Origin of the sequence: Apibacter sp. ESL0432 (genome assembly GCF_019469225.1) — a bacterium.
Taxonomy (GTDB): Bacteria; Bacteroidota; Bacteroidia; order Flavobacteriales; family Weeksellaceae; genus Apibacter.
Window position 1 is genome coordinate 333,912 of sequence record NZ_CP048266.1, and the last position, 22,697, is coordinate 356,608.

General features: G+C 29.2%; 26 protein-coding genes. 19 read left to right on the forward strand and 7 right to left on the reverse strand.

Annotation, left to right across the window (positions count from 1 at the left end):
- Positions 1 to 274: 274 nt before the first annotated feature.
- Positions 275 to 1,321, forward strand: a complete 1,047-nt coding sequence (locus tag GYM73_RS01345) for an ABC transporter substrate-binding protein (protein WP_220233901.1) — start codon at positions 275 to 277, stop codon at positions 1,319 to 1,321.
- A gap of 2 nt (positions 1,322 to 1,323) precedes the next feature.
- Here GYM73_RS01345 and mgtE read toward each other — a convergent pair whose 3' ends face one another.
- The 4 genes from mgtE to GYM73_RS01365 form a co-directional block, all read right to left on the reverse strand.
- On the reverse strand, positions 1,324 to 2,661 hold the full coding sequence (gene mgtE / locus GYM73_RS01350) for a magnesium transporter (RefSeq protein ID WP_160542736.1): 1,338 nt from the start codon (positions 2,659 to 2,661) through the stop codon (positions 1,324 to 1,326).
- Positions 2,662 to 2,756: 95 nt separating this feature from the next.
- Entirely contained in the window at positions 2,757 to 4,022 is a 1,266-nt protein-coding gene (locus GYM73_RS01355; protein WP_220233902.1) for a DUF2130 domain-containing protein, read from the reverse strand.
- Positions 4,023 to 4,185: 163 nt separating this feature from the next.
- Positions 4,186 to 4,893, reverse strand: a complete 708-nt coding sequence (locus tag GYM73_RS01360; RefSeq protein ID WP_220233903.1) for a hypothetical protein — start codon at positions 4,891 to 4,893, stop codon at positions 4,186 to 4,188.
- 24 nt (positions 4,894 to 4,917) lie between these two features.
- Positions 4,918 to 5,496, reverse strand: coding sequence for a rhodanese-like domain-containing protein (locus GYM73_RS01365; protein ID WP_220233904.1), 579 nt, complete (start codon positions 5,494 to 5,496; stop codon positions 4,918 to 4,920).
- 47 nt (positions 5,497 to 5,543) lie between these two features.
- Here GYM73_RS01365 and lnt point away from each other — a divergent pair, with 47 nt between their 5' ends.
- The 16 genes from lnt (at position 5,544) to GYM73_RS01445 (ending at position 20,105) form a co-directional block, all read left to right on the forward strand.
- On the forward strand, positions 5,544 to 7,202 hold the full coding sequence (gene lnt, locus GYM73_RS01370; RefSeq protein ID WP_220233905.1) for an apolipoprotein N-acyltransferase: 1,659 nt from the start codon (positions 5,544 to 5,546) through the stop codon (positions 7,200 to 7,202).
- Between the two features lie 86 nt (positions 7,203 to 7,288).
- Positions 7,289 to 7,528 carry a 50S ribosomal protein L28 gene (rpmB, locus tag GYM73_RS01375; RefSeq protein ID WP_055425116.1) on the forward strand — a complete coding sequence of 80 codons (240 nt, stop codon included), beginning with the start codon at positions 7,289 to 7,291 and terminating at the stop codon, positions 7,526 to 7,528.
- Between the two features lie 14 nt (positions 7,529 to 7,542).
- Positions 7,543 to 7,725 (forward strand): 50S ribosomal protein L33, encoded by a 183-nt coding sequence (rpmG, locus tag GYM73_RS01380; protein ID WP_055425117.1) that lies wholly within the window; start codon positions 7,543 to 7,545, stop codon positions 7,723 to 7,725.
- A 12-nt stretch (positions 7,726 to 7,737) separates the two neighbouring features.
- Positions 7,738 to 7,890 (forward strand): DUF4295 domain-containing protein, encoded by a 153-nt coding sequence (locus tag GYM73_RS01385; RefSeq protein WP_105297293.1) that lies wholly within the window; start codon positions 7,738 to 7,740, stop codon positions 7,888 to 7,890.
- A gap of 92 nt (positions 7,891 to 7,982) precedes the next feature.
- Positions 7,983 to 8,939 carry a signal recognition particle-docking protein FtsY gene (gene ftsY / locus GYM73_RS01390; protein ID WP_105297294.1) on the forward strand — a complete coding sequence of 319 codons (957 nt, stop codon included), beginning with the start codon at positions 7,983 to 7,985 and terminating at the stop codon, positions 8,937 to 8,939.
- 23 nt (positions 8,940 to 8,962) lie between these two features.
- Positions 8,963 to 9,445: a hypothetical protein gene (locus tag GYM73_RS01395; protein WP_220233906.1), complete on the forward strand. Its 483-nt coding sequence runs from the start codon at positions 8,963 to 8,965 to the stop codon at positions 9,443 to 9,445.
- A gap of 4 nt (positions 9,446 to 9,449) precedes the next feature.
- A complete protein-coding gene (gene def, locus GYM73_RS01400; protein WP_220233907.1) occupies positions 9,450 to 10,046 on the forward strand; it encodes a peptide deformylase in 597 nt (198 codons plus the stop codon).
- A gap of 20 nt (positions 10,047 to 10,066) precedes the next feature.
- On the forward strand, positions 10,067 to 11,440 hold the full coding sequence (gene mnmE, locus GYM73_RS01405) for a tRNA uridine-5-carboxymethylaminomethyl(34) synthesis GTPase MnmE (protein ID WP_220233908.1): 1,374 nt from the start codon (positions 10,067 to 10,069) through the stop codon (positions 11,438 to 11,440).
- A gap of 442 nt (positions 11,441 to 11,882) precedes the next feature.
- A complete protein-coding gene (locus GYM73_RS01410) occupies positions 11,883 to 12,905 on the forward strand; it encodes a hypothetical protein (RefSeq protein ID WP_220233909.1) in 1,023 nt (340 codons plus the stop codon).
- 671 nt (positions 12,906 to 13,576) lie between these two features.
- Positions 13,577 to 14,602 carry a nucleoid-associated protein gene (locus tag GYM73_RS01415; protein ID WP_220233910.1) on the forward strand — a complete coding sequence of 342 codons (1,026 nt, stop codon included), beginning with the start codon at positions 13,577 to 13,579 and terminating at the stop codon, positions 14,600 to 14,602.
- 592 nt (positions 14,603 to 15,194) lie between these two features.
- Entirely contained in the window at positions 15,195 to 15,380 is a 186-nt protein-coding gene (locus tag GYM73_RS01420) for a hypothetical protein (RefSeq protein WP_220233911.1), read from the forward strand.
- Between the two features lie 93 nt (positions 15,381 to 15,473).
- On the forward strand, positions 15,474 to 16,958 hold the full coding sequence (locus tag GYM73_RS01425; protein WP_220233912.1) for a hypothetical protein: 1,485 nt from the start codon (positions 15,474 to 15,476) through the stop codon (positions 16,956 to 16,958).
- 55 nt (positions 16,959 to 17,013) lie between these two features.
- Positions 17,014 to 17,580 carry a hypothetical protein gene (locus GYM73_RS01430; protein ID WP_220233913.1) on the forward strand — a complete coding sequence of 189 codons (567 nt, stop codon included), beginning with the start codon at positions 17,014 to 17,016 and terminating at the stop codon, positions 17,578 to 17,580.
- Between the two features lie 117 nt (positions 17,581 to 17,697).
- On the forward strand, positions 17,698 to 18,306 hold the full coding sequence (locus GYM73_RS01435; RefSeq protein WP_220233914.1) for a hypothetical protein: 609 nt from the start codon (positions 17,698 to 17,700) through the stop codon (positions 18,304 to 18,306).
- 117 nt (positions 18,307 to 18,423) lie between these two features.
- Positions 18,424 to 19,155 carry a hypothetical protein gene (locus GYM73_RS01440; protein ID WP_220233915.1) on the forward strand — a complete coding sequence of 244 codons (732 nt, stop codon included), beginning with the start codon at positions 18,424 to 18,426 and terminating at the stop codon, positions 19,153 to 19,155.
- Positions 19,156 to 19,670: 515 nt separating this feature from the next.
- Entirely contained in the window at positions 19,671 to 20,105 is a 435-nt protein-coding gene (locus tag GYM73_RS01445) for a hypothetical protein (RefSeq protein WP_160568442.1), read from the forward strand.
- Between the two features lie 18 nt (positions 20,106 to 20,123).
- Here the strand turns inward: GYM73_RS01445 and GYM73_RS01450 are convergent, their stop codons facing one another.
- Genes GYM73_RS01450 through GYM73_RS01460 form a run of 3 tightly spaced genes read right to left on the reverse strand, consistent with a single transcriptional unit; the run spans position 20,124 to position 21,916 of the window.
- A complete protein-coding gene (locus GYM73_RS01450) occupies positions 20,124 to 20,933 on the reverse strand; it encodes an ImmA/IrrE family metallo-endopeptidase (protein WP_220233916.1) in 810 nt (269 codons plus the stop codon).
- The gene (locus GYM73_RS01455; protein WP_220233917.1) at positions 20,923 to 21,324 is read right to left on the reverse strand and encodes a hypothetical protein; all 402 of its coding nucleotides are present in this window, start codon (positions 21,322 to 21,324) and stop codon (positions 20,923 to 20,925) included. The genes GYM73_RS01450 and GYM73_RS01455 overlap by 11 nt, the downstream gene beginning before the upstream one ends.
- Positions 21,314 to 21,916, reverse strand: coding sequence for a hypothetical protein (locus GYM73_RS01460; protein ID WP_220233918.1), 603 nt, complete (start codon positions 21,914 to 21,916; stop codon positions 21,314 to 21,316). The genes GYM73_RS01455 and GYM73_RS01460 overlap by 11 nt, the downstream gene beginning before the upstream one ends.
- Before the next feature lie 103 nt (positions 21,917 to 22,019).
- Between GYM73_RS01460 and GYM73_RS01465 the strand changes: the two genes are divergently transcribed.
- Both GYM73_RS01465 and GYM73_RS01470 read left to right on the forward strand, forming a co-directional pair.
- Positions 22,020 to 22,208, forward strand: a complete 189-nt coding sequence (locus tag GYM73_RS01465; protein ID WP_160567068.1) for a hypothetical protein — start codon at positions 22,020 to 22,022, stop codon at positions 22,206 to 22,208.
- Positions 22,209 to 22,383: 175 nt separating this feature from the next.
- Positions 22,384 to 22,557 (forward strand): hypothetical protein, encoded by a 174-nt coding sequence (locus GYM73_RS01470; RefSeq protein ID WP_185150349.1) that lies wholly within the window; start codon positions 22,384 to 22,386, stop codon positions 22,555 to 22,557.
- Positions 22,558 to 22,697: the final 140 nt, after the last annotated feature.

Sequence of the window (22,697 nt, forward strand, 5' to 3'; positions counted from 1 at the left end):
TTAATAATAAATAAAATGTTTATAAGTGTATTAAATCTTTGTTTAAACAATTAAATTTAAATTCTATGTTATTATATATAACTAAAGATTTTAAATTTTAAAATAGTAATGAATGAAAAAACGATTATAATAGAAAGTTTAAAATAGGAAGTTTTAATTTTGGGATAATATATAAGGTTTGAATCGATATACTGATAAAATAAAAATATGTGTAATAATAAATTAAAAAAATGTTTACTTTAAGTAGTTTTGTAACGAAAATCATGAATAGTTTATGAGGAAAATATTCATTTTTTGTGTATTTGCAATTGTCTTATTTTCTTGCAGAAAATCTTTAGAAAAATCCGTTGCTTCTAAAAACGAATACGCCACTAATTTTTCAATTCAAAACGAAAATAATCAACTAATTATAACATCTGCGGGCAGTCGTTTAGTTTTCCCCCAGCATTATAAAAGTAAACGATGTATAATTACTACTACTTCTGCCTCGGCCTATATTGATGCATTGGGAGAGATTAACTCCATTGTAGGTGTTTGTTCACCCCATTATTTCTATAATCCAAAAATCAAAGAGAAAATTAAAAACAAAACCATCGAAGATATAGGAAATGACGGAACGTTGAATTTTGAAAAAATCTTAGCTTTAAAACCGGATTTAATTATATCCGGACATAACCCCAATTATGAAAAAATTTTGAATCAACTGTCTAAGCAGGGTATTAAAATTCTTTATGTAGAAGAATTTATGGAATTACATCCATTAGGAAAAACAGAATATTTAAAACTATTCGGAACAGTTTTTAAAAAGCTCCCAAAGGCCGACAGCATCTTTTCTATAGTAAAAGAAGACTATTTAAAATTAAAAGACAAATCGGCTCATACAAATACGAACCCCACCGTTTTTACCGGAATTATGTATGGAGATTCCTGGTATATGGCAGGAGGAAAAAGCTTTCTTGCTACTCTTTTCAGAGATGCGGGAGCTCATTATTTATGGCAGGATAATAAAAATTCAGGATCGGTTCCCATGACTTTTGAAGAAGTACTAAGTAAAGCTAAAAATGCCGATTTATGGATAGGAACCAGTAATTTTAAGTCTAAAAGAGATTTGTTAAATTCCAATACAAACTATGAATGGTTTAAAGCGTATCAATCAGGAAACGTATATGCATTAAATAACAAAGAAAACCAATTACTCGCTAATGACTATTACGAGTACGGAAGCATTTATGCGGATAAAGTATTATCGGATCTCATTAAAATCATACATCCCGAACTAGTTCCTGAATACCAATTGACGTATTTACGGAAATTAGAATAAACTTAAAGTAACACACCGCTTAAAATAAGAGAAGCAATAGTAAAATAAATAATTAATCCGGTTACGTCTACCATCGTTGCCACAAAAGGAGCGGAGGAGGTAGCAGGGTCCAATTTAAATAAACGTAAAATAAAAGGAATCATAGAACCGGAAAGAGTTCCCCATAATACAATTCCGATAAGTGAAGTGGCAACCGTAATTCCGATGAGCAGCCAATGAGGCCCATAATCGTAAAAATTAAGATTTTGCCATATAAGTATTCTGATGAAACCAATTACTCCTAAAGTGATCCCTAATAACAGCCCCGAAAAAATTTCTTTTTTCATAACGTACCACCAGTCTTTCAATTTGATTTCATGCAAAGCCATAGCCCGTATAATCAGGGTAGCCGCTTGAGATCCGGAATTCCCCCCACTGGAGATAATTAGAGGCACAAAAAGGGCTAAAACCACGGCTTTTTCAATTTCCTCTTCAAAATGGACCATGGCACTGGCGGTAAGCATTTCTCCAAGAAAAAGTATGATTAACCATCCGGCCCGTTTTCTAAATAAAGTTAAGAGTGGAGTATCACGATAAGGAATATCCAAAGCTTCCACACCACCAAATTTTTGTATATCTTCCGTATCTCGTTCCTTAACAATATCCAAGATATCATCCACGGTAACTATACCAACCAATACCCCGGTTTCGGAAATAACGGGAAGGGTGCTTCGGTCATAATCTTCAAAAACGCGAATGGCATCCTCCTGGTTCATCATGCTTTTTAAAGCAATGAAATTGTCATCTCCCAATTCTTCCAATTTACTGTCATCATCAGCAAGTAATAACTTTCCTATTTTGATGTCATCCAGTAACTTATCATTCTCATCGACAATGTAAATGAAATTTAGAGTTTCTGCTTTCCTTCCATATTTTTTAATATGTTGTAAGGTATGTTTTACCGTCCAATATTTTTTAGCTTGTATATAATTGGGCGTCATCAAACGACCTACGCTGTCTTCTGGATATCCTAATAGCTGTAAAGCAATTTTTCTCTCGTTTTCGTCTAATAAGTTTATGGTGTTTTTAATGAGATCGTCCGGCAGATCCACAAAAAATTCTGTACGGTCATCCGGAGCCATTTCGTTTAACAAGTCGGCAATGTCTTTTTTACCTAAACCATGCAACAATTCTTGTTGGATTTTAGGATCTAAATACGTAAAAACATCCGTTTTTTGATTACGAGGAAGCAGAAAAAAGTTTAAAATCCGATCTTTTTCGGAAAGCTCTTCAAGTTGTTCTGCGATGTCATTTGGGTGAAGATCTTCAATAGGAGTGCCTTCAAAGATATTTTTTTCCATAGACTTTTTTTTTAGGTTATGTTATTGAAGAGTACTGCAAATATAATTCTAAATTATATATAAAGAAGCATATTTTTTAGTATTGTGTATTTTATTTATTCATCAAAGCCTAAGGTTTCGTCAGTATTTAATTCTAAAGCTTGTATATTTTGAATGGCATTTCCTGCTATTCCTTTAATGGAGCCGTACATGGAAATAGTATTTTCAATTACCTTTTCGATTTGCTTTTCTCGTTTGGACCATATATTCATCATAGCCCTTTTTTCTTTACTAAGCTCATCTTGCATTTGAGTAAATCCTTCAACAATACCCTCTATTCGTAAACGGAATTCATTTCCGGTAAGAAAATCATAGAGCATTTCCATCTTATCGCCTTTATTTTCTTGGGATTTAATAATGGTGCTGAATTGAATGATGGAATGTCTTAAAACGGCACTCAACCCCTTAAATTCATTATAGGTACAAATCCAAATGCCCTCTTTCATTCCCATTCGATCCATGTCTGAAGGCATTACTTCAGTAATAAGAACCCCGGTATTTGCTTTTTTCTCACGGATATCATTTTTAAATTTTTCAATCCATGAGTTTTGAAAATCTTTTGTTCTTTTACTTTCATAATAAATTGAACCGCAATTTTGGATTTCACGGGTATTTACAATTTGAAGGCAGTCGGCACCACGGACTCCTTTTTTTATTTCGTTAATAGTATCTAAAGGAAAATTTTGAGCTAACCATTCTTCAATAGCTAATTCCTGAACTTCTCCCTGCAATTGCATAGATCCTTGTTCTTGTTTTCGCTTCATTTCTTCGGTGAGCCTTTTCTGATCTTCCAGTTGTTTAAGTAACTCCTTAAACTTTAACTCATTTTTTTCATTTTCTTGTTTGCGAATTTTTTCTCTTTCTCGTAGAAGTTCATCATTTAATTTTTTTTGAGCTTCTGCTTCAAAAACGGCTTTCAACTCTTCTTTTTCTCTACTTAATTTGAAAATCTCCGCTTGCATCTTATTTAACTCTTGAAGCTTTTCAGATTTTTCGGCTAATTCTTTTTCATAAAGAAAAATGCGTTCTTGATTCTCTTCTTCAATTTTCTTTTTCAGATAACTTTCAATTTCAAGAGTCTTTTCTTTGGTTATTTTCGAGAGTCTTTCCTGAAAAATTTCATTCTCTTTCTTCTTCTTGGCCTCAAATTCTTCTTTTTGCCGCTCCAATAAATTGTTTTTTTCTTGAAGTTCTTTCTGAGAAGAAAGAAATTTTTCTTGGTATTCTTTCTTTATGGATTCCTCTAATTGATGTTTAAGAATATCATTTACATCAATTACATTTCCACAATTCGGGCATTTTATCTGAGTTTGAGAATTCATAGTACACATTTACTATTTAACCACGCAAAGGTACAAAATATGTAAATAAATGTAAATGAGTTATTAGGAGGCTGTCTTAGATTTTACAACTGAAACCGGCTTCATGTTACTTCATTGCAAGAAGTATAAAATAAAAATTGTACAAAGTACTAATTTTATGTAATTATTTTACCAGCTCCACTTTTAAATCCGTTTTTTGAGGAGCAGCCAAATACTCGGTAGCATCAAATACCATAGAAAGACTTTTTTTGTCTTGAGAAATTACGGCCGAAGAATTGTTTACTTTCTTTATTTCTTTGGGAAACGTATAAATGGTTTTAAAAGTACCACCGGTAAATAAGGGGAGAATGCTTTGAGCCACAGAATCATTTTTTAAACTTTCGGATTTCACGGATTTTTTACTAAATACGTTGCCCTTCCAATGAAAAGTTGAGTTGGTGAGAAATTCCATGTTTTTGGAAGGGTTGTTTTTTGAATTATCAATAGAATTTAAAGCGGCGAGAGCAGAATTTAAAGACGCACTATTGGTGAAATCTCCGTAAATCAATACATAAAATTCCCCTTTCTTTTCATCTTGGTGCACTTTGATAAATAGAGGCTTAAGTGCTTCTAACTTTTTTTGATTCTCGAGAGATAATTTTGATATGCTATCCTTTTTTTGAGTAAGTAAGTTGTTGAATGAAATTAGAGTGTCTTTATAAATACCTTTATTTAGACTATCAGGCATAATTTTCATAAATTCACCGGCATCAATCATATAAGAATACGTAAGATTGCCTTCAGGATTGAACGTAATTTCCTCGCGTATGGAACAACTTACAAGTAAAACAATAGAATAACATAGAATTAAGATTTTTGAGATAGACTTCATATATATAATGATTATAATTATTTTTTACTTTACAAGTTCCTTTCCATTTTTCAACCAGCTGTTAAGCCCGCCGTCTAAATTATAAATGATTTGAAACCCATGATCTTTTAAAACATTAGCCGCATAAAAACTTCGTATTCCGGATTTACAATAAACGGCTACCGGACTGTTTTTATCTAATTCTTGAATTTGGTTTTCAAAGCTGGGATCGTCTACACTCATATTAACAGCGTCATATATATGGCCACTTTTGTATTCAACCAGTGTTCGTACATCAACAATCTGCGTTTGGCGTATTCCTATTTCCCATGAAAAGGTGGATACCGGAACTGTTTGAATTAAAGGATTTTCTCTATTAATTGTGTGGGAAGGAGAAGAAACGGTATCCTTAGAAGTAACTATGCTGTCTTTTTTTGAAGAAGGAAGAGACTCATCTAATTTAACAGAATTTACGGATGCCGGAGGTTTGCTGTATCTGGGTAAATCGGAAGTAAGAATTCCTACTTCGGGTGGGGTAGTATAGGTATTTACTGATTCCCTGTGATGAGTTTTACACGAAAGTAAAATCAAAGAGAGCAGAACTATAAAAAATAATTTATTCATAGATTTGAAGCGTTTAAAAACTCAAAAATAACTATTTTTACAAGTATATGAAAAGATTTATTCCGGCAATAGTCAGTGGATTGCTTCTTGCTCTGTCTTGGCCTGCATATGGCTTTCCCTTTTTGCTGTTTATTGCTTTTGTTCCCCTTTTATTGGTTGAGCATGATATTACTGTAAAAAAAGAAAAATTCTCCGATTGGAAGGTTTTTGGATGGTCCTATTTGGCCTTTTTCCTTTGGAACTGGGGAGCAACCCAATGGCTGCATTTCGCCCAAAATCCGGACGGGTCTCATTCTTGGATGGCATTTTTGTTTCCTCTTTTCGTAAACAGCTTGTTAATGTCTTTCGTTTTTACTTTTTTTCATTTTGTAAAAAGAAAAACAGGTACTCGCTTCGGGATTATTTTCTTTCCAACCCTTTGGATCTGTTTTGAAAAATTTCATCTAACTTGGGAAATGTCCTGGCCCTGGCTGAATTTAGGAAATGCCTTTGCCAATTATCCTGAAACCATTCAGTGGTATGAAGTAACCGGCACTTTGGGCGGAACTTTATGGGTATTAACAGCAAACCTGATATTCTTTTATTACATACGAGCTTATCAAGTTACGCATAATAAAACCTATATATGGAAATCTCTATGCTATAACCTGGCCATTATAGGAATTCCCCTGGCTATTTCCCTCCTTAGATATCAATCGTATCATGAAAAAGCTTCTGAAGAAATAGAAGTGGTTTTAGCTCAACCGGCACTTGACCCATATGCCGATAAGTATCGTTTGGACGGAACTGTAATTCTTCAAGAATTATTACAAACAGTAGATAGAGTAATAACCCCTGCTACACAATTTGTAGTTGCCCCTGAAACTGCTTTTCCGGGAAATGGATTTGTAATGGTAAACAATCTTGAAAACGATATCTACATAACTCAAATAAAGCAATGGCTGAAAAATTACCCTCAATTAAGTTTGGTGTCGGGGGGATCGTTAGCTGAATATTTTACCCAACAACAAACTCCTACAGCCCGTTATCTCGAACAGTATAACCAATGGATTGATCTATATAATTCTGCCGTACAAGTAAATTTGAATGATCCGGTTCAATATTATAATAAGTCAAAATTAGTGGTGGGAGTAGAGCATTTCCCTTATGCAGCTGTATTAAAGCCTATACTGGGAGAGTATATGATGAATTTTGGCGGATCTATGGAAAGTTTAGGAGTACAGGACCATCCGACTATATTCACAAATTCGAATAATCGATTAAAAGCCGCTCCCATAATATGTTATGAAAGCATATATGGAGAATACGTCGGAGAATTCGTGAAAAAAGGAGCTAATGCATTATTTATAATGACCAATGACTCTTGGTGGAGCGATTCGCAAGGACATAAGCAGTTATTGGCTTATGCGCGATTACGAGCCATTGAAACCAGAAGAGATATAGGGCGCTCAGCCAATAGTGGAATTTCAGCATTTATAAACCAACGGGGAGATATCGTAGAAAAATTAGACTATGGAAAACGGGGGGCTCTAAAGGGGGATATTAATTTAAATACTTCACTTACAACTTATGTGAAATACGGCGATGTAATCGCCAGATTGGCATTGCTGCTGGCGGGAATATTATTGGCTTATGCGATATCCAAAACTTTTTTAAATAAAATAAATAAGAATGCCCTAAAAAGGAAACACAATATCAAAAAATAAAAAGTAAAAAAGTTGGTAGAGTCAAAAATAATTTGTTAATTTGCAACCCGATTCAAGGAAAAAGAATATTATTTAGATTTAAGATAATGGCTAGAATTTGTCAAATAACAGGAAAGCGTGCAATGGTAGGAAATAATGTGTCGCACGCCAATAACAAAACAAAAAGACGTTTTGAAATAAATTTGATGGAGAAAAAATTCTATTTACCATCAGAAGATGCTTGGGTATTTTTAAAAGTATCTGCACATGGTTTAAGAATTATAGATAAAATAGGAATTGAAGAAGCTGTAGCAAGAGCTCGTAAACAAGGTCTTATCAATTACTAAAAATTAAAATTAAAATGGCAAAGAAAGGTAATAGAGTACAAGTAATTTTAGAATGTACTGAGCATAAAGAGAGTGGAATGCCGGGAGTGTCTCGTTATATAACAACTAAGAACAAAAAGAATACTCCGGAACGAATTGAATTGAAAAAATTCAATCCGGTGTTAAAAAAATATACTATACACAAAGAAATTAAATAATAAATTTTAGTCATGGCAAAGAAGGTTGTAGCAACATTACGTACAGAATCTAAAAAAATGACCAAAGTGATCAAAATGGTTAAGTCTCCTAAATCCGGAGCTTACGTTTTTGAAGAAAAAGTTGTGAATGCGGATAACGTAGACACATTTTTAAAACAGAAATAGTTTTCATAACATAGGTTTTTAAGGTTTTAAAAAAATCATTCACTTCATTGTGAATGATTTTTTTTTTATTTTTGTTATATTATATATCCTATATGAGTTGGTTTAAGAAAATTTTCGGAAAAGAGAAAAAAGAAACATTAGACAAGGGATTGGAAAAATCTAGCCGATCTTTTTTTGATAAAATTGGGAGAGCTATTGCAGGAAAAAGTAAAGTCGATGATGAGGTTCTTGATGAATTGGAAGAAGTGCTGATTTCTTCCGATGTAGGGATTGAAACCACACTTAAAATAATAAAAAAAATAGAAGAACGGGTTGCTAGAGATAAATTTATGAATACTTCAGAATTAGATCAAATTCTAAAAGAAGAAATTATGAATTTGTTGGCAGAAAATAAAAGTTCTGATTCTGAATTTGAAATTCCTGAGGATAAAAAACCGTACGTTATCATGGTAGTGGGAGTTAATGGAGTTGGAAAAACAACGACTATAGGAAAACTTGCTTATCAGTTTAAACAACAAGGAAAGAAAGTTATATTAGGAGCGGCGGATACGTTCCGAGCGGCAGCCGTAGATCAATTAGTCATATGGTCTGAAAGGGTAGGGGTTCCAATAATTAAACAAAGCATGGGATCAGATCCAGCTTCTGTGGCTTTTGATACCGTTCAATCTGCCAAAGCGCAAGGTGCCGATGTGGTATTAATTGATACTGCGGGTCGTTTGCATAATAAGGTTAATTTAATGAATGAGCTTAGTAAAATAAAAAGGGTTATGCAAAAAGTAATTCCCGATGCTCCTCATGAAATATTATTGGTATTAGACGGTTCCACCGGACAAAATGCATTTGAACAGGCCAAACAATTCACGGCAGCTACTGAAGTTAGTGCTTTAGCGGTTACCAAATTAGACGGTACAGCCAAAGGAGGAGTAGTGATCGGTATATCCGACCAGTTTAAAATTCCGGTAAAATATATTGGAGTGGGCGAAAAAATGGAAGATCTCCAACCCTTTAATAAATATGAGTTTGTAGACAGCTTTTTCAAAAAAAATTAAAAGTTTAAGCATTTCATTCTAAAGTGAAAAGAATTATCTATTTAGTTATCATGCTGGTTACTTGCTTTGCTTGTAAATCTCAGCAACCTAAAACGGTTAGCAAGGATAAGCTTTGCAAAGTTGAGTATTCTAATTACGGAGGGATGAATGGTTGGGAAGAATCTTTTATGATTACTCAAGAGAATAGTTCGTATCATTCAATTATTAGAAGAACGAACACAAGCGCAAAAGAGCTGGAAAAAACGCCTGAAGACGTTTGGGAAAAATTAGAATCTACTTTAGATATTCATTTACTTGAAAAAATTAAAAGCGGTGAGAGTAAACGTTTGTATGATGGAAAAGATACTAAATACAAGATAGTCTTATGTTCCGGTAAGGAATATTCATTTGTAAATCCTCAGGATTCGGAAGAGTACCAAAAGATGAGCGAGTTTTTTTCTACACTTCTGGATAGTAAAAATAAAATACTGATAAAAATCAACAACCCAAAAAAACTTAAACCTTAAAAAAATGTATAAAATAGCATATCTGACATTGTTTGTCATACTAACATCATGTGGAAGTTGTTTTACCTCTTCAGAGAAAGCAATTATTTATCAGTCACCCGATTCTCCGGCAAGAGTTTTAAAGATAAATCACAAAGAGGATTCACTGATTGTTAGAAAACCTTCTAAACGAATAAAAAAAATACACAAGAATAAAGATTTGGGGCAGCTGATAAAGAAGCTGTACTTAACTATGTTGGAAGAAAACGGAGTAGGAATTGCAGCACCTCAAATTGGAGTAAATCGAAATGTTTTTTTATTTTATCGATTGGATAAGGAAGAAAAAACGGTAGAAGTTGCTATTAATCCCCGAATTATTTCTCATTCTACCGAATTACTATGTTTTCAAAATGACGGGTGTTTATCCGTTCCTAACCGATATGGAGCTTCGCAACGTTATGCCTGGATTGAGGTGGAATATACGGACCAAAATGAGAAAAAGGTTACTCATAAATTTTTAGGTGGAAGTCGTGCCGAAGATTATACCGGTACTATTTTCCAACATGAGTTCGATCACCTGCAAGGAAAGCTTTATATTGATAAACTTTGTAAACCTAACTAGTTTTTTTATTATCTATATTAATGTTGTTTGAAGATACTATTTGTGCATTAGCTACTCCACCGGGAACAGGGGCATTAGGAATTATCAGGGTTTCCGGTAAAAATTCAATTTCTTTAGTTAATTCTGTTTTTAAGGGTAAAAATCTAAATGAGGTACCTTCTCATACGGTTCATTATGGTTTTATTAAAGATGAAAATGAAACGATTGATGAAGTGATGGTTTCCGTTTTTTTAGCTCCTAAAACTTTTACGGCAGAAAATTTGGTGGAAATCTCATGTCACGGTTCCCAATATATTGAACAGCAAATCCTGTCCTTATTACTTAAAAAAGGGTGTCGATTGGCTCTGGCAGGTGAATTTACACAACGTGCTTTTCTTAATGGACGTATAGATTTAAGTCAGGCAGAGGCAATTGCCGATTTAATTTCTGCCGAAAATAAAGCCAGTCATGATATGGCCCTATCTCAAATGAGGGGAGGATTTTCCTCTCTTCTCAAGGAATTACGAGTTGAATTATTGGATTTAGCCTCACTTCTAGAGCTGGAATTGGATTTTTCTGAGGAAGATGTTGAATTTGCCGATCGTTCTCAATTAGTACAATTGATGGATAAGATTTTAGGGGTTATTAATCCTTTAATCGAATCATTTTCTTACGGAAATGCTCTTAAAAACGGTGTTCCGGTTACTATTCTAGGAAAGCCAAATGCAGGAAAATCAACCTTGTTAAATGCTTTATTACAGGAGGAAAGGGCCATCGTCAGCGATATTGCGGGAACTACTCGAGATACCATTGAAGAATCGTTAGTTATTAATGGTATTCAATTTCGATTTATAGATACGGCGGGATTACGGGAAACGGAAGATCAAATAGAAGCTATAGGAGTAGCCAAGGCTTTGGAAAAGGCCAAAGAAGCCTCAATTATTTTATATTTGGCAGATGTAACAGAATTAAATTGGGAAGAGATAAAATCTGATCTTATTAAATTTCAGAGAGAAGACGTATCTATCATTGTATGTTTAACTAAGCTGGATAAGAATAGCAAATTTACTGTTTCTGAAATTCCCGATGATATTTTACAGAGATATACAGTACTGATGGTTTCTGTTAAGCAAAATCCGGATCTTTTAGAACTTAAAGAAAACATGTATTCGTATATAGAATCTCAAAAGTCAACTTCTCAAACAATTGTAACTAATGTACGTCATGTGAATGCTTTGATTCGTGCGCGAGAATCTTTACTTTTATGTAAAGAAGGTTTACAAAACGGATTAAGCAGCGAATTGATTGCCATTGATTTACGACGTGCCCTGGAGGCCCTCGGGGAAATCGTGGGACAAGTTTCTAATGATGAACTGCTCGGAAATATTTTTGGTAAATTTTGTATCGGTAAATAGGCTGGGGCATCAAAAAATCCAAGAGAAACAATCATAAAATAAATCCTTTTCTAAATACGGGTTACGGAAATATTTTTCTTTCTGATTGTTTCTTATCTTATACTTATTCTTCCCAAATTTTTATTGATTAATTATTATCTTTTATAATTAATAAGTAATCTAATCAATGCCGAATTTATAAACTTATATAAAGAAGTAAGTATTGATGTTATTATCGATTGGAATGAGTTTCCAAAAGATATGGTAAAAGTAATCCATTTAAAAAAACAGGGAGATAAAATAATAGGATATATGGTAACTTCTTCTTTACAGTTTTTAGGGGCAAGTTGATGATATATATTTTAAAGTAATTAGTATAAACTTTCGTGAAATTATATTTATTCTTTTTTAGTATAATCATTAAATTTGTAATTGATAACCACAGAATTATATATATACTATTATGGCAATCAACCCTAAATTAGAGTTTTTTAGATTTAAATTAAATCATAAAGATGAAGAAATAAAAACATTCAAGGATTTTGCTGTTGAGGGGTTAAATAATAAACCTCCATTGACAGATAATCAAACAATGAAAATTTTGTTACAACACTTTATTGTATCTTTAGATAAAGATATTTCAAAGGATGGAAGTTTATTAAAACAAGTAACATTAGTAAATGATAAAAATAATAAACATTTGGAACATAAACCTAAAATACTTTTTAATGATAATATTATCTCAGGAGTTATAAATGGGGGAGCTTATGGAAGAGAAAGAATTATTGCTGATATATATAATAAAGAAGAAAGTCGTTCTTTAGAAAAAAATAAATCAGTTTTACAATACTATTATTTTTTATTATATCTACCATTAGATCATAATGTAGGATTCTTTATGATAAATTCAAATAGTAAAGAAGAGTCTGTGACAGTCATGTTTAGACGGTATATTTCTCGACTTTTTAAAGGTAATAATTATAATAAAGTAAATGTAGAACATTTTTGCCCTATATCATTTCAAAAAGAATTTAAAGAAGGCGCTGTGTTAGATAAGTTATCATTTAAACATACTTATATTGATAATATTCATTCTAATACCCCTATTAGTGAGTTTATTTCTAATTATGATATTAAGATTGAAGCAATCCCTAAAGATACTAATCTTCCAGCGTCGATAATGAATGATTTAAGAACATGGCTTCAAACAAATTTTTTTGGAAATAAGGAAAATTCTGTAAAATTAAATAACTTTGAAAAAAGTAGTGTTACATTAAAAAATCCAGTTAATAATTCTAAAAGAACTTTTGAATGGAGTAAAATGGACAATACTTTTATCCCTGTGGTTTATTTAAATGGAAGATTAAAAAAAACAAATAGTGATGGTACATTTGATTTTGAAGATTTAGAAAAGTTTTGTTATGAAATCTTTAAAGATGAAATTATGCCAGAAATAAGACCTGATTTGTATGTCACTAAATCTTAATAAATATCTAAAGGAGTTAAAGCAAAATAAAAATTATTTTGAAGAAGTTGATATAAATGGAAAAAGAGAAAAAAATATTCTAAAGAAAAATTTTAGATGTATTTTAATTACTTTTATATCTATTGTAATCGTATATAATTTAGATTATGGGTTTAATAAAGATTTTATTTCTTTAGTATCAACAATTTTATCAATTTTAATTGGATTATTTACAACATCTATAATATTTGTATTTGATAAATTATATATTTTTTCAGATAAAAAAAGAGAAGAATATGAAATAATAATAAAAAATAATAATGAAATAAAAGAAAATTTAATTTCTATTGATAATAAAAGTCAACAAACTTCAAGTGAAAAATTAAAAGAAGTTCAGACATATAATTATTTCATTCAATTTGTTTATATAATAGGATATAATATTGTTCTGTGTATATATGTTCTTCTCTTACTTCTTTTAAATTCATTGTTTTACGAATTTTTGAAGTTTAATATTTTTGATTATAAATTTTGTATTAATAATTTAAGAATTGATTTAATTATTAATTTTTTTATAGTAGGAATAATTGTTTTATATAGATTTTTAGTGTTGTATTGGACACTAAATATTATGTATAATACTTTATACGCTATTAGTAGTATGGTTAATTTTATAACTAATAAGAAGATAAATGATTAATTTTAATGAAACAACCATAAGTGATTTGATATTTCATAGATTTAGTATGGATGAAAATAATTGTATAGAAAATAATAACTTATATGAGTATCAGAATGAAGAGGAGGAGAATATTTTAAGAAAAATTTTTATAAAGCCATTTACTTCTAATTTTACAACCTTCGAGTTTAAGCATGATATAGATATAAGTTTAAATCCATTATTTCAATTATCAAAGTTCATTTATGAAGATGAAAATTTTATTGATAAATCTAAAGAAATATTTACACATTTGAAGAATGTATCTAAACATCCAAATATAAAGGATGGCGACTTATTTATTATCAAATATAATGATGTGAAATTAGATAATATCTACTATGAAGCATTGGGGATTTATAAAATAGAAAATAAAGAAAGTTATATAGAAATAATACAGGATAATAGAGGCAAAGGAAAGCTAAATTTTAGAAAAGGTATAGGAGAAAGATTATTAGATAAAGCCTGTTTAATAATTTTTAATAAAAAACCATATACTATTTCAATAATAGATAATGGTAGTAAAGAAACGGATTATTGGAAAAATGAATTTTTAAATGTTATTTCAAAAAATGATTCAATTAATAATACAGACCAATTTTTAAGTTTGACAAAATCTTTTATAAATAAAAAATATTCAGAACCAAATATTTCAAAAGTTGAGAAATCTGCATTATTAAATAAATCATACGATTTTTTTAAAAATAAGGAATCGTTTGATATTAAAGAGTTTGAAGAAGAAGTGATGAAAGATTCTAATATTATAGAAGAATTTAATGAGTACAAGAAAAATTATGAAAAAAATCATCATTTTAAATTGAATAATGATTTTAAAATAGCAACAGAAGCCGTAAAAAAACAATCTCAATTTTTTAAATCTAAAATTAAATTAGATAAGAATTTTGATATTTATGTACATGGAGATTCTAAATTAATTCAAAGAGGAATTGAATCAGATGGTAGGAAATACTATAAAATTTATTATAAAGAAGAATTATAATAAATACTTCAATTTTACGAAATGTCTTACTACTTATAAATTTATCCATTATTGATGTATAAAGTTGATTTCTGTATTGGGAGTTAAACTGAAGCATAAAAAGATTTAAATAGAAAAATCAGCAAATAAATCCCTTTCAACATAAGGATTACGGGAATATTTTACTTTCTGATTATTCCCTATACTATATCTACCCAAATTCTTAATAATTAATTTTTAACTTTTTATCTTAAATTATTTAAATCAATAAAATAAAAAAGTAATATATCAAGTCATAACTAAGGGGTTTGAATTATTGACTTATTGGCAATGATTAAAATTAATTTTAATTTGATATCAAATTCAAAAAAATACACAACTTCATAATAGTTTTTAATATTTATAATTAATAGTTAACTTCAGAAGATATCTTATTATTTCCAATTTGAGAACGTTATAAATAATCATCCATTCAAAAACTTAAAATATTGTTATATTAATCGTACAAAAACTGTATTTATAGTAAAACAGGCAAAATATATATCAGAAAAATATAAAATAAAATAAAAAATACTAGTATATTTGTTGAGCCTATTTATTAAATCAGAATACTATGAAATATACCTTTCAGGCTGTCTATGGAGAAAAAATTCCTTCTACAACAGCAGAAAATTTAGATTACTTACTTAAATTTTTAAATCCTCAAACTCTTTATATTAAGTTTATAAAGATCTTTTTTTACTACCTATACAACAAGCAAACCCGAAGTAAACATCCGTTTGAAAAGCTGATTAAATAGATCAGATTTTAAAATCAGTTGATAGTATTTCGACACAAAAATTCATAACTAAGACACAAAAGCTATATAATAAATTAAAAAAAAGAGTGAAAAATGGAAGGCGGTAACATTGTTCGTAGAATAGGTGGAGAAAGTATTAAAAGAGCAAAAAAATCTCTTATATTAGAGTCAACCCATGATAACTTGATCTTTTATTCCGCCAAGCAAGTGGTTATGTCAGGGGAGCAAGGTGGGGTAGAATATTTGAATGATTATAAACCGCCTGAGCCTTTGCAAGTAATTCATATAGAGGGTCCTTTAAATGAAGAAGGAGAAAAGGTTTCAACAGTGGAAAAAGGAAAATCCTATAAAATTAAAATTACTCAATTTAATAGGGAAGTGAAATCGCCGGCAGAACTCATGAAAATTAAATGGTCGTTACAGCTCAATGAAGATGCAGTACAATTATCGGCTAAAACTTTAGGGAAACAAGAAGTAACATTAGATATATCAGAAACTGATTCTTTGGATAAAATTACTATATATGCTTATATTTCCAATTGGAAAAAAGAAGGGAAATGTGAAGTAAATGTAAGTACCAAACAAGGAGGAATACATACCCGATTTTATGATGAACAAGGGCAACAGATATACGACATACCTAAGAAATTGCAAAAAGCATTTAATGAAGAATACGGTATCAAGATTGCCTATGACAAAGAAAACGAAATGCTATACTATAAGGGCGAATGTGCTCCAGCCTATGAAAAAATATCTCCAACTGCAATTGCACATTGGAAAAGAGAATTAAGCAGAGATCAAATATCTAAGGGTAAGTTGTTATTTGGATATAATTTTGGGTATGAAGTTTATTCAGATAATATAGATACTACTTACGATAAAGATAATGTTTTAATTGAGGACGTATATGCTAAACTACCAGTTAATAAAGGAATTGTTCCTGGATTTAGAAAGAAGGTTTATAAAAAATATGAAGATGGAAGTGAAGGATTTATAAAAGATACATTTATAGGGAATATTGCATGTATAGATTTAGGTGATTTTGAGGATAATTTAATGGTTAAGTTTACTTATTATAAATTACCAAGTTCAAGCGAGAGTCAATTTAAAGAGTTTAAAATACCATTGCCAGAATTAACTCCTAGACATATTGGCTTAACTAGAGTATTGGAACATGAATTTATAGGGCATGTTTTATTAAAGTTAACTGATGACAAATATGATTTATTTTCTAAAGAATATACTAAAGAAGGACCAACACAAGTAGAGGCTAAATTATGTAATATAATTAGAAGAGAAATTGAAATACCAGATCGAATTTCATATGGAGGAATTGCTATAGATCCATTAAGGGCAGGACGAAGTGAAATAGAGTTTGGGTATCTAACTGGATCAAATGAATATTATAGTTCCAATATAAATAGTCGAGATACTAATTATTCTAGTCCACCTAGAAAATATCCTAGACACCAAGGAATAGCAATAATTGATGCACTAGATGTTAAAAAATTAGTTATGATAAAAAATATTATTAAAATTAAATATGTTTCACAACATGAAAGCTTTACTTTTTCTTAGTTTATTCTTTTGTAAATTAAATCTATTTAGCGGGCAGATTAAGGATAGTTGCTCTATGTATAGAATTTGTTATTCTGAGATAGATACAGTTAAATTAAATATTTATAAATCAATTCTTAATTCTAAAGAACTTCAAAATAATAAAAAATGTCATATAGTAGGAGTTAGTCCAATTTCATTGAATATGAAATATTCGCCTGGATATGAAGCAATGTTTTATGATATAAAAGAAATTGAGGACACAATTTCTGTTAATAACTTGATAAATTCTTATCCTGAAACATATAGGTTTTATTCGATTAATAATAAACTTTCTAATTCTTTGGATATTAAAGAATATATGTACTATTTAGATATATTAGAGGGAAAAAATGATTTATACACCTTAGATTATTTTTATGATGAAATATGTAATAATAACTTAGATATAATAAAGATACAAGAACCTTTAGACAGTTGGATGAAAATTTATAAAGCTAATATTTTACTAAATAAAGCAAATGTAGTAATTCCTGTTATTTATGAATCTTTTATGGAAAAGCCTAAATATCTTTTATATAAAATAGAATTATATGAAGGAAGTACAAAGGTAAAATCAATGAAAGTAGTTGAATTAGATTAATTTAATAAATAAGTTGAAATTCCACGATAATGAATGTAGGAGCAGTTGGGCAAAATAAAGGAAATATTGATAACTTATTTATTTTAAAATTTCTAACAACTATAAATTATCATGTATATGAAGAAACTTTTGATTTTAATTAATTTTTTCTTTATCTATGTATTGCAAGGACAAATAGATACGCTTAAATTATCTTATGTAAATAAGGTTAAAGAAGAGATTTATAAATCAATTCTTTTCTCTGAAGAATTACAAAGTGATGAAAAATGTCATATAGTTATTGTACAACCCATTTCTCTCAGTATGGATTTTAACAGTCAAATAGGTTTTCATAATATAAAAAAAGAGAAGGATAGTGTATCGATATTAAACTTGAGAAATTCATTATCTGAAAACTATAGGGTTTATTCCATTGAAGATAAATTATCAAATACAGTACAAGGCAATGAACTTGTTTCTCAATTGCAGAGAATGGATAGTTTATATGCCAAAAGAAATTTACAAAAGGATATATGTGATAGTAGTTTTGATGTTATCAAAATACAAGAACCTTTAGACAGTTGGATGAAAATTTATAAAGCTAATGTTTTACTAAATAAAGCAAATGTAGTAATTCCTGTAATTTATGAATCTCTTATAGAAAAACCTAAATATCTTTTATATAAAATAGAATTGTACGAAGGAAGTACAAGGGTAAAATCAATGAAAGTAGTTGAATTAGATTAATTTAATAAATAAGTTGAAATTCCACGATAATGAATGTAGGAGCAGTTGGGCAAAATAAAGGAAATATTGATAACTTATTTATTTTAAGATTTCTAACAACTATAAATTATCATGTATATGAAGAAACTTTTGATTTTAATTAATTTTTCTTTTATCTATGTATTGCAAGGACAAATAAGCAGTCGAGAAATAAATAATGTAGATGTTAGTCCAATTGATCATTTAAAAATTGAGGTATATAAATCAATTATACTTTCCAAAGAGTTTAAAAGCAATAAGCAATGCCATGTAGTAGGAATTAATTCGGTTTCTTTAAATATGGATTATTATCCTAAAGGCTATTCTACAGGCGGTTCTCTAGGTTTTTATTATACAAATCTGGATATGACTAAAGATAGTGTATCAGTGAAAGAATTAAGAAAAGATTTGCCAAAAAAATACTGGATATTTGAGGATTTAAGAAAATTTTTGGGAGTTGAATTTGATCGAGAATACATTTCTGAATTTCTAAATACAGATAGTTTATATATTCCTCAGAAAATTGATTTTATAACGGATTTATGTGAAAGTAGTTTTGATATAATAAAAATATACGAACCCATAGATAAATGGATGAAGATTTATCAGAAATATTATAGTAAACATCCTATCGAACTCAATGATAAATATGAAAATTATCAGGTTGTAATTCCTGTAAAATATGAATCGTTATCAAAAGGGCATATGTTTCTTGAAAAAGAAAAATATTATTTATTCAAAATTAAGATAGGATATAACGATAAAGGTAAATTAGAAATATTCAAAGAAATAATAAGTGGTGGAAAAGAGGAAAGAGATATAATAAATTAAAAAGTGTTTTCATTAGAAATTATAATTTATACTAATTGTAAAAAAAATTAAATTTTAATTAAACATTTTTATTTTTTTTACAATAGTTGTTGAAGGTGAGCCTTATGATTATATACTCGAATAATAAATAATAAAGAAATAAAAAAAATATATGCTTAATAAAGGCGCATTTTCAAAAAAAGGAAAGATTAAATCAGTAAAAGTTGTGGATTAAAATGATGTACAATAAGAAAGCTTTACTTTTTCTTAGTTTGTTCTTTTGTAAATTAATAAATAGAATTCTAAGGTTATCGGAAGGTGAAATAATTTGTGATTTTTTGAAATAGTCTTGTTGTTATGGTAAAAATGGTTTATTCCGATGATTCAGGCAAAAATTATGAAGGAAAAATGATAGCATCTAATCTGAATGAATTATAATTTATAAAATATTATAGTATAAAAAAAAATTTGCTCAAATAAGATAATATTTTTACCTTGTTAATAGTAAATTATTAAAAATTAAATATTGTAAAATTATGGATTCTAATAAATTAGATTTAATAAAAAAATATGTTAATACAAAGTATGGTGATTTAACAGGAGTGATTCAACTAGATGGGCATTCTAATATTAATGCGATATATGAATTATGTGAAGATTATAAAGTAGATGTAACAAATAAATATATAGTTGGTTTTGGTTTAGGAGAAACTACCACACAAGGAATAGGGATAAAAAATGATGTTTATTGTTCAATATATTATGTTGATAAGTCTGAATATGGATATAAATTAGATGAGATAGAGAAGAAAATAAAAAATGATGGGACATTAAGATTAAAAAAAGAGAATTTAAAGGTGAAATATTCAACTTTAGGTAAATACATAAAAAGATATGAATTTATAGTTTTATCAGAACTAGTTAACAGTACTAATGAAATTAAGATAGAAGGAGAAGAAGATAAATTCTAAATTAAACCTGTAAAATAATCAATCTTCCCAAACTATACTAATAATTGATTTGTATTGTTTTGTAGGAATGCAATATTCATAAAAATTAGAATCCTCTTCAAAAGATTTTAATTCAAACCATACAGATTTTGAAATGAGTTGTGCTTTTTCAGTTTCCTTGTAAATAAAATCATAATCAGCTTCAATATATTCTTGTGTAACCGAATCTTTAGGAGGTACTAATTTTGTAATATCTTTAACCTTAATCCAGAAATTTTCAGATTTATTCCAATAAGACACTTTCCCATTATGAGTTGAAACGATAAATAACGGATAAATGTTTAAAGAAACTAATCTATAAACAACAGAAGTAAGGCTTGTCTTGAAATGTGAAGCTATTTCTTTTACTAAGTATGGCGAAAATTTTTTATTTTCCACAAATTTCCTAAACATTTTTTCGGGCATTAATAGTTCTGATGCAAAATCATTTGCTTCCCATTCCTGTATTCCTTTTTTTGCTTGTTGTTCAGTTGATTTGAACCAGTTTAATGTATTATTGTTATCGTTGTGAACCTCTAAATCTAATTTGTCATGAAGTAAAAAATGACCTACTTCGTGGGCTATAGTAAACCGAATCTTTTCTTCGTAAGGGATTTCAGAATTAATTTTGATTAAAGTTTTACTATTCCCTTTTATTATTTTTCCATCAGAATTTTTTAGTGGTTCCATAATTAAAGTTGCACCAAGACCCGAAACCAGCATATCCATTGATAAATCAGAAATATCATCACATCCAATTTCTTCAAGTAACTCTCTTGCTTTTAGAGTTCCTCTTTTATTAGTCTTCATTTTCTAATTTCTCTAAAAGTTCTAATAAGTTTTGGTCTTTTATGATTTCCTTAATTTCATCAATAGTTAAACTTTCAAGGTTCCTATATTGAACTTGAAATTGATTATTTTGAATTAAATTTTTTAAATAACTCACAGGTTTATTAATATTTTCTTCTATTGCTTGTTGAAGCATTAGAGAAGCCTTTTCTAAAAGATTTATATCTTTTTGCTTGTTAATCATTCCTTTCAATAAAAATGATTGTCTTTTGTACATCTTTTCGGAAAAATTATTTATCTCATCAATATTATATCCCAATGACTCTAATTCAGCATCTAAAGCTGTAAAATCATTTTCTAAAGTTTGATTGATAATTACTTTGTCTATCTTTTTTATGAAATTATTTTTCATATCCCAATTCCTTTAATTTTGTTTTAAGTAATGGTAATTTTCCATTTAACCTTTTTTTAATATTTGTAAGTTCATTTAAAGAAATCCCAAACAAATCTGATAGGTCTTGTCTTTTCATTCCTTGAATTATGTAAGGTTCAAATAGTAATATTTCATGGTCTGTTAAATCTAATCGTTTAAGTTCATTATGACAAATTTCAAGAAGATTGTTATATTCTTCATTATCGGTTATCTCAATTTCACTGTTTTCAAGAATTTCAAATGTTTCATTATCTTTCTTTAAATGTGTAGAAACAGTATTATATATAACACTGTCAAGTGAACTAATGATTTGCCGTTTAATATCTTTAAATCTATCTTTATACCAATTTCTCCCTCCTTCCTTTATTAATCTTTCTAAAGTTTCTTGAATCATATCTTGAATCATAATTCCTCTTATTCCTTTTTCAAAATTATATTTAATGTTGAAAAAAGTACTTAATCTTTTTAGAGAATACTTTACTAGTAACTCATAAAACTCTTTTGTCATAGCTTTCTCAATGGCAGCGCATATTTCTTTAGAAGTAGCTATTTCTCGGTTATTTATACCCATTTACAATATAATGCTAAAAGTTCTTTAAATATTTCCAATAATATGGCAATTTATGAAAATTAAATAGCATTACAATATGTAACATAATAAAAAAGAATTTGTTATGGCTATATGGGCTGATTATTTAATATCTCACGTAAATAGAGATTCAAATGGAAATGTAATGAAAGTTTTACCTCATATTGTTTATGGAGAAACAGTTTCGTCGGGTAGCGTAGGAACTGAAGAAGAAGTGATTTATTTATTAAAAATAGGATATTCTATAAAAACCATTTTATGGGAGGAATCCTAAATGGCAACGAGGAGCAAATGTATATTATGTTAAAGAGGGTATAACTGAATATTTGAAAAAAGACAGAAATAAAACTGATAAAAATTATTTAGATAACTTAATATCATATATTAGAAATCATGAGTGAAACTCCACGACTCTGAATGGAGATTGTCTAACAAAAAGAATGTAAACGATGGCGACAAATCCACCAAGGGACAATTCAAGAAAAGGAGCTGTTAGAGAACGTTCACAAACCTACAACCCAAAAACTAATTCTTGGGTAAAACGTGACACAAACACGGGTAGATTTATGGATGTTAAAACTTCTAACAACAAACCATTCAATGGTGTCCGTAAAGAAAAGTAGTGATACAACTTAGAAAGTGTTTGGTTAAGTTTTTCAACCAGAAGTGAAAAGCATATTGATAAATTTAAAAATTATTGTTTATACAGAAATTTTTATAAATTAAAGATGATGTAATTTTTTGATATGAATATAGTTACATT